The 7,681-nt window shown below is 65.4% G+C and carries 4 protein-coding genes; all 4 read right to left on the reverse strand.

Going from position 1 to position 7,681, the window contains the following annotated elements; translation table 11 throughout:
- Window positions 1-7 precede the first annotated feature (7 nt).
- On the reverse strand, window positions 8-1,774 hold the full coding sequence (locus tag Q0O97_RS10590) for an L-lactate permease (protein ID WP_294928545.1): 1,767 nt from the start codon (window positions 1,772-1,774) through the stop codon (window positions 8-10).
- Window positions 1,775-1,965: 191 nt separating this feature from the next.
- On the reverse strand, window positions 1,966-3,669 hold the full coding sequence (gene lpdA, locus Q0O97_RS10595; RefSeq protein ID WP_294928548.1) for a dihydrolipoyl dehydrogenase: 1,704 nt from the start codon (window positions 3,667-3,669) through the stop codon (window positions 1,966-1,968).
- Window positions 3,670-3,684: 15 nt separating this feature from the next.
- Window positions 3,685-4,935: a dihydrolipoyllysine-residue acetyltransferase gene (gene aceF, locus Q0O97_RS10600; RefSeq protein ID WP_294928551.1), complete on the reverse strand. Its 1,251-nt coding sequence runs from the start codon at window positions 4,933-4,935 to the stop codon at window positions 3,685-3,687.
- Between the two features lie 26 nt (window positions 4,936-4,961).
- Window positions 4,962-7,616, reverse strand: coding sequence for a pyruvate dehydrogenase (acetyl-transferring), homodimeric type (aceE, locus tag Q0O97_RS10605; protein ID WP_294928554.1), 2,655 nt, complete (start codon window positions 7,614-7,616; stop codon window positions 4,962-4,964).
- Window positions 7,617-7,681: the final 65 nt, after the last annotated feature.

Below are 7,681 nucleotides of genomic sequence, written 5' to 3' on the forward strand. Positions count from 1 at the left end.
GGCGACCTCAGAGCTTGACGGTGGTGGGCGCCTGCCCGCGATTGCGCGACATGGCAAACAGCACCACGGCAGCCCAGATCACGGCACCGACCCACCAGATGACATTGCCCGACAGCAGCCCAAGGCCGACAAGCCCGCCCTGGATGCAGTAATAGGCCATCGGCACCAGCGTCTTGCGGATGACCGCGCCCTCGCGGTCGGTCAGGCCCACGGTGGCGGACGCCGCGACGACGTTGTGGACGCAGATCATGTTGCCCGCCGCACCGCCGATGGCTTGCAGCGCCACCACCGTGCCCGCGCCGGCCGCGCCCAGACCGATCTGTTCGGCGGTCGAGAACTGGAACAGCGAGAACATCATGTTGCTGACCGTGTTCGACCCGGCGACGAAGGCCCCCATCGCCCCGATCCACGGCGCGAAGAACGGCCATGCATTGCCGACGACGCTTGAGACCCCCTCGGCCAGCACGATGGGCATGGATGCCAGCGTGTCCGAGGCCGAGTTCAGGAAGACCTGCACCATCGGCACCGCCAGCAGCAGCGCGGGCGCGGCGGCGATCATGGTCGTGCCCGAGGATTTCAGCGCCCGCCCGTAATCGCCGACCTTCATCCCGTGGTAGAAGAAGGTAAAGACCGAGGCCAGGATCAGGATCGTGCCCGGCATGTAAAGCACCTGCGTGCGCGAGTTGATGCCCGAGCCGAACAGGTCGTCAAAGGCCAGGGTCATCGCGGGCGAGGTCAGCCAGGCTTGCACCGGCGTCACGGTGCGCGTCAGGATCAGCAGAGCCACGACGACGACATAGGGCGCCCATGCCTTGACCAGCGGCATGATGGGCTTGCCGTTGTCGTGATGCTCGATGTCGTTCAGCTTGCCGGCCCAATCGGCTTCCCATTGTTCGCGGGCGGGGAAGTCGAAGGTTTCCTTCGGGATCAGGAAACCGCGTTGCGCCGCCGGAACCACGATCAGCAAACCGATGATCCCACCCAGCAGCGAGGGGAACTCGGGTCCCAGGATCTGCGCGATGATCCAATAGGGCACGGTGAAGGCTAGGCCCGCGAACAGCGCGAATTTCCAGATGCGGAACCCTTCGGCAAAGGAACGGTTCGCGCCGAAGAAGCGCGTCAGCATCCCCACCAGGATCACCGGGATCAGGAAACCGACCAGCCCGTGGATGGTGGCGGTCTTGGCCGCGATCGCGAACAGGTAATCGGGGAAGAAGGGCGTCGGCGCGATGGTCGCCTCGACGATTTCCTGCCCCGAAAGGCCGGTGTTGACGCCCACCAGCATCGGCGTGCCGACCGCGCCGAAGGATACGGGCGTGGATTGGATGATCAGCGTCACCATGACGGCGGCCATCGCGGGAAAACCCACCGCGACCAGCAGCGGCGCGGCAACGGCGGCAGGTGTGCCGAAACCCGAGGCCCCCTCGATCAGCGAACCGAACAGCCATGCGATGATGATCGCCTGCACCCGCCGGTCGGGCGAGATCGAGGTGAAACCGTTGCGGATCGACCGGATGCCGCCGCTTTCCTCAAGCGTGTAAAGCATCAGGATCGCGCCGAAGACGATGTAGAGCAGGCCAAGCGCGGTCACGGCGCCGTGGACGGTCGCACCCATGATCTTGTTCAACTCGGTCCCCCAGACCACGAGCGCGGTCACGACCGTCACGACATAGGCTATGAACATCGAGAACTTGGCCGACTTCGCCAGCACCACCAGCAGCAGGAACACCGTGGCGATGGGCAGCAAGGCCAGAATGAAAGTGATGAATCCCATCTTTTTCCTCCGAGGATGCGGGGAACGCCCGCTTCAGTTTTCCGTCCGGGCGAGCCGCCGGCATGGCAGGGGCCGCCTTGTCCGGGCGCAGGCGCCTTGCGCCGGCTGGGTGGCGGGCGGGACGGCCTCTCGCATTTGTGAGGGTGCCGGATGATCCGCCCCACCGCAAGCGGGCAGGGCGGATCTTGTCGTCAGTTCCGCTTTTTCGGCGGGATCAGGTCGGTGATGGTGCCCTCGAACATCTCGGCGGCGAAGTTCACGGTTTCGCTCAGGGTCGGGTGCGGGTGGATGGTGTGGCCCAGGTCGACGGCATCGGCCCCCATCTCGATGGCCAGCGCCACCTCGGCGATCAGGTCGCCCGCATTGGGGCCGACGATGGCCGCGCCGATCACGCGGTCGTCGGCCTCGTCGAAGACCAGCTTGGTGATGCCTTCGGACCGCCCCAACGACAGCGACCGGCCCGAGGCCGCCCAGGGGAAGACCCCCTTGCCCACCTTGCGCCCCTCGGCCTTGGCCTGCGTCTCGGTCAGGCCGACCCATGCCACTTCCGGGTCGGTATAGGCGACCGAGGGGATCACGCGGGCGTCGAAGAAACGCTTGTGGCCCGCGCAGACCTCGGCGGCGACCTTGCCTTCGTGGACGGCCTTGTGCGCCAGCATCGGCTGGCCCACCACGTCGCCGATGGCGAAGATATGGGCGACGTTGGTGCGCTGCTGGTTGTCCACCGCGATGAAGCCGCGTTCATCCACCGCGACACCCGCCGCCTCGGCGCCGATCAGCTTGCCGTTGGGCTTGCGGCCCACGGCGACCAGAAGGCGGTCGAAGGTGTCGGTGCTGGTCGCGCCCTTGTCGTCCTCGAAGGTCACGGTCAGGCCGCTTTCGTCCGCGGATACCGCCGTTACCTTGGTTTTCAGCAGGATCTTTTCGTAGCGGCCCTCGATGCGTTTGTGCAGGGGCTTCACGATGTCCTTGTCGGCGCCGGGGATGATCTGGTCCATCAGTTCGACCACCGTCACCTTCGATCCCAGCGCATCATAGACGCAGGCCATTTCCAGCCCGATGATGCCGCCGCCCAGAACCAGCAGCCGGCCCGGCACATCGGCCAGTTCCAGCGCCCCGGTCGAGTCGATCACGCGCGGGTCGTCATGCGGGATGAAGGGCAGGGTGACGGGCTCGGACCCCGCCGCGATGATGCATTGATCGAAGCTGACGGTGGATTTCGCGCCGTCATCGTCCACCTCGATCATGTTCGGGCCGGTGAAGCGGCCATAGCCGTTCACCACCGTCACCTTGCGGCCCTTGGCAAGACCCGCAAGCCCGCCGGTCAACTGCTTGATGACCGAATCCTTCCAGCCGCGCAAGCCGTCCAGATCGACCTGCGGGGCGGCGAAGGTGACGCCGTGATGCGCCATCTCCTCGGCCTCAGTGATGACCTTGGCGGCGTGCAGCAGCGCCTTGGACGGAATGCAGCCCACGTTCAGGCAGACGCCGCCGAGCGAGGGGTCCTTCTCGATCAGCACGACTTTCTTGCCCAGGTCGGCGGCGCGGAAGGCCGCCGTATAGCCGCCGGGACCGGAACCCAGCACGACCACCTCGGCATGGACATCGCCGCCGCCTGCCGCCGGGGCAGGGGCCGCCGCCGGGGCCGCCGGGGCCGCGCCTGCGCCAGCGCCTTCCAGCACCAGGATCAGCGATCCCTCGGCCACCTTGTCGCCGACCGCGACCGCGATGGACGCCACCTTGCCCGCCGCCGGGGAAGGCACCTCCATCGTCGCCTTGTCGGATTCCAGCTCGATCAGGGGCTGTTCCTCGGTCACCTCGTCGCCCACCGCCACCAGCAGGCTGATGACGGGGACGTCCTTGAAATCACCGATATCGGGGACTTTGACTTCCATGATCCTGCCTCCCTCTCAGAGCATGATCCGGCGCACGTCGCCGAGCAGATGTTTCAGGGTCGCGGCAAAGCGCGCGGCCAGCGCCCCGTCGATGGCGCGGTGGTCGTAGCTGAGCGACATCGGCAGCATGTTGCGCGGCACGAATTGCTCGCCGTCCCACACGGGCGCCAGTTTCGAGCGCGTCAGGCCCAGGATCGCCACTTCGGGCGCGTTGACGATGGGGGTGAAGGAAGTCCCCCCGATGCCGCCAAGCGACGAGATGGTGAAGGTGGCGCCCTGCATGTCCGCCGATTTCAGCTCGCCCGCGCGGGCCTTGGCCGACAGTTCGCCCAGTTCCCTGGAAATCTCGATGATCCCCTTGCGGTCGGCATCCTTGATGACCGGCACCACCAGCCCGTTGGGCGTGTCGGCGGCAAAGCCGATATTGTAATAGCCCTTGCGGATCAGCTTGTCGCCGTCGGGATGGATCGAGGAATTGAACTCCCAATGCGATTTCAGAGCCGAGACGCTGGCCTTGATGACGAAGGACAAGAGCGTCACCCGGTAGCCGTCCTTTTTGGCGGCCTCGTCCAACTCCTTGCGATACTTGTCGATTTCGGTGATGTCGGCTTCTTCGTTATGGGTCACATGGGGCACGTTCAGCCAGGAACGGTGCAGCGCCGGGCCGGACAGCTTCTTGATGCGCGCCATCTCGACATCTTCGACCGGGCCGAACTTGGAAAAGTCGATGACCGGGATCGGCGGAATGCCCATGCCGCCCTGAACCGCCCCGCCCGAGGCAGCCGGGGCCGCGCCGGACTTGAAGCTGTTGACCAGGTCCTCGCGCAGGATGCGGCCCTTGCGGCCGGTGCCGTTGACCTTGGACAGGTCGATGCCCAACTGGCGCGCGAATGCGCGGACCGAGGGCGAGGCATGGGCCTTGCCGAAACCCGCATCCGTCACCGGGGCGGGGGCCGCCGCAGGTGCCGGTGCCGCTGCGGCGGGGGCCGCCGCCGGGGCAGGGGCAGCGCTTGCGGGCGCGTCGCCCGCACCGTCCGCCTCAAGCGTCAGGATGACCGAGCCTTCGGACACCCGGTCGCCTTCCTTGACCGAGATCGCGGCGACCTTGCCCGCTGCGGGGCTGGGCACCTCCATCGTCGCCTTGTCGGATTCCAGCTCGATCAGCGGGTCTTCCGCCGCGACCGTGTCGCCCACGGACACAAGGATGCTGATCACCGGCACGTCGCTGAAATCGCCGATATCGGGAACTTTTACTTCGATAGACATATGTCAGGTTCTCCCCTCGTTCCGACTCAGACCAGCCGGGGGTTCGGCTTTTCGCCGTCGATTTCGTATTTGCTCAATGCGGATTTCAGCGTGGCCTCGTCGACGGCCCCTTCGCGGAACAGATCGACCATCGCCGCCGCCGCGATGTGGTTTGCGTCCACCTCGAAGAACCGGCGCAGGTTCACCCGGCTGTCGGAACGCCCGAAGCCGTCCGTCCCCAGCACCGTGAAGCGGCCCGGCACGAAGGCGCGGATCTGCTCGGCATAGTTCTTCATGTAGTCGGTGGCGGCGATCACCGGCCCCTTGGCCTTGGAAAGCTGCTGCGTGACGTAAGGCACGCGCTGCTCGGCCAGCGGGTTCAGGCGGTTCCAGCGCGCCGCGTCCTGGCCGTCGCGGGCCAACTCATTGAGGCTTGTCGCCGACCAGATGTCGGCACTGACGCCGAAATCGGCCTCGAGCATCTCGGCCGCCTTCATCGCCTGCACCAGGATCGTGCCCGATCCCAGCAGGTTGACATGCTTGCCGCCGGGCTTCCTGACCTCTTTCAGGCGATAAAGACCGCGGATGATGCCTTCCTCGCTGCCTGCGGGCATGTCGGGGTGGGCGTAGTTTTCATTCATCAGGGTGATGTAGAAATAGACATCCTCCTGATCCTCATACATCCGCTTCAGCCCGTGATGGACGATCACGGCGACCTCGTGCTGGAAGGTCGGGTCGTAGGTGATGCAGTTCGGGATGGTTCCGGCCAGGATATGGCTGTGGCCGTCCTCGTGCTGCAAGCCCTCGCCGTTCAGCGTCGTGCGCCCGGCGGTGCCGCCCAGCATGAAGCCGCGCGCCCGGCTGTCGCCCGCCGCCCAGGCAAGATCGCCGATCCGCTGGAACCCGAACATCGAGTAGTAGATGAAGAACGGGATCATCGGCACGCCGTGGTTGGAATAGGCGGTCGCCGCCGCGATCCAGTCGGCCATCGCCCCGGCTTCGTTGATGCCTTCCTGCAGCACCTGCCCGTCGGTGGATTCGCGATAGTAGGACATCTGCTCGCGGTCCTCGGGGGTGTAATTCTGCCCCTCGGGATTGTAGATCCCGATGGATCTGAACAGCCCCTCCATCCCGAAGGTGCGGCTTTCGTCGGGCACGATGGGCACGACGTTCTTGCCGATTTCCTTGTCGCGCAGCAGCGTCGTCAGGATGCGCACGAAGGCCATCGTGGTCGAGATCTCGCGTTCGCCCGTGGTCTGAAGCTGTGCCTTGAAGGTTTCCAGCGGCGGGATCGCCAGCTTGGCCGCGACCGTGTTGCGCTGCGGGAAATCGCCGCCCAAGGCGCTGCGCCGGTCGGCCAGATAGGCCTTCTGCGCATTGTTCAGCGCGACGAAGGGCGCGTTCGGCAGGTCCTCGTCCGAAACCGGGATCTTGAAGCGGTCGCGGAAGGCGCGAAGCTGGTCCTCGGCCAGTTTCTTCTGCTGGTGGGTGGTGTTCTGGCCTTCGCCCGCCGTGCCCATGCCATAGCCCTTGACCGTCTTGATCAGAAGGCAGGTGGGCGTGCCCTTCGTCTCGGTGGCCTTGCGGAAGGCGGTATAGACCTTTTCGGGGTCGTGGCCGCCACGGCTGAGGCCCCAGATCTGGTCGTCGGTCCAGTCCTCGACCAACGCCGCCGTTTCCGGGTATTTGCCGAAGAAATGCTTGCGGATATAGGCGCCGTCCTTGGACTTGAAGGTCTGATAGTCGCCGTCCACGGTCTCGTCCATCAACTGGCGCAGCCGCCCGGTGACGTCGTTTTCCAGCAACTCGTCCCAGCCCTTGCCCCAAAGCAGCTTGATGACGTTCCAGCCCGCGCCGCGGAAGTCGCCTTCCAGTTCCTGCACGATCTTGCCATTGCCGCGCACCGGCCCGTCCAGCCGTTGCAGGTTGCAGTTGATGACGAAGATCAGGTTGTCCAGCTTCTCGCGCGAGGCGAGGTCGATGGCGCCGCGGCTTTCCGGCTCGTCCATCTCGCCGTCGCCAAGGAAGCACCAGACCTTGCGGTCGGCCATGTCGATATGGCCGCGGTGGTGCATGTATTTCATGAACCGCGCCTGGTAGATCGCCATCAGCGGGCCAAGCCCCATCGAAACGGTCGGGAACTGCCAGTAATCCGGCATCAGCCACGGGTGCGGATAGGACGACAGCCCCTTGCCCGCCACTTCGGACCGGAAGTTGACCAACTGGTCCTCGCTGATCCGGCCTTCCATGAAGGAACGCGCGTAGATGCCGGGGATCACATGGCCCTGGAAGAACACCAGGTCGCCCCCGTGGATCGCCGAGCGCGCGCGCCAGAAATGGTTCAGCCCGACGTCATACATCACCGCGGACGATGCAAACGACGCGATATGGCCGCCGTATTCGCTGGATTCCTTGTTGCGCCGCACGACGGTCGCCATCGCGTTCCAGCGGTTGATGGTGCGGATGCGCCATTCCATGTCCAGATCGCCGGGGAATTCGTGCTGGTCGTCCACGGGAATGGTGTTCTGATAGGGCGTCGTGGCGGAAAACGGCAGGTTCGCCCCCGCCGCGCGGGCCTGCTGAACGGCCCTGTCCAGCAGGTAATGCGCCCGTCCCGCGCCGTCGCGCTCGATCACGTCGGCGATGGCGTCCTGCCATTCGCGCGATTCAATCGGGTCGATATCCGATCCGAGATCATTCATTGCCATCTCCCTTACGCGAAGAACTGCCCGCCATTGGCGGAGATTGTGGAACCTGTGATGAATCC

The sequence above is a fragment of the uncultured Paracoccus sp. genome, from assembly GCF_945915435.1.
GTDB lineage: Bacteria > Pseudomonadota > Alphaproteobacteria > Rhodobacterales > Rhodobacteraceae > Paracoccus.

Coding starts and splice junctions, on each gene's coding strand:
- Q0O97_RS10590 (WP_294928545.1), bottom strand. CDS start 1,774: ATGGGATTCATCACTTTCATTCTGGCCTTGCTGCCCATCGCCACGGTG.
- lpdA (WP_294928548.1), bottom strand. CDS start 3,669: ATGGAAGTCAAAGTCCCCGATATCGGTGATTTCAAGGACGTCCCCGTC.
- aceF (WP_294928551.1), bottom strand. CDS start 4,935: ATGTCTATCGAAGTAAAAGTTCCCGATATCGGCGATTTCAGCGACGTG.
- aceE (WP_294928554.1), bottom strand. CDS start 7,616: ATGAATGATCTCGGATCGGATATCGACCCGATTGAATCGCGCGAATGG.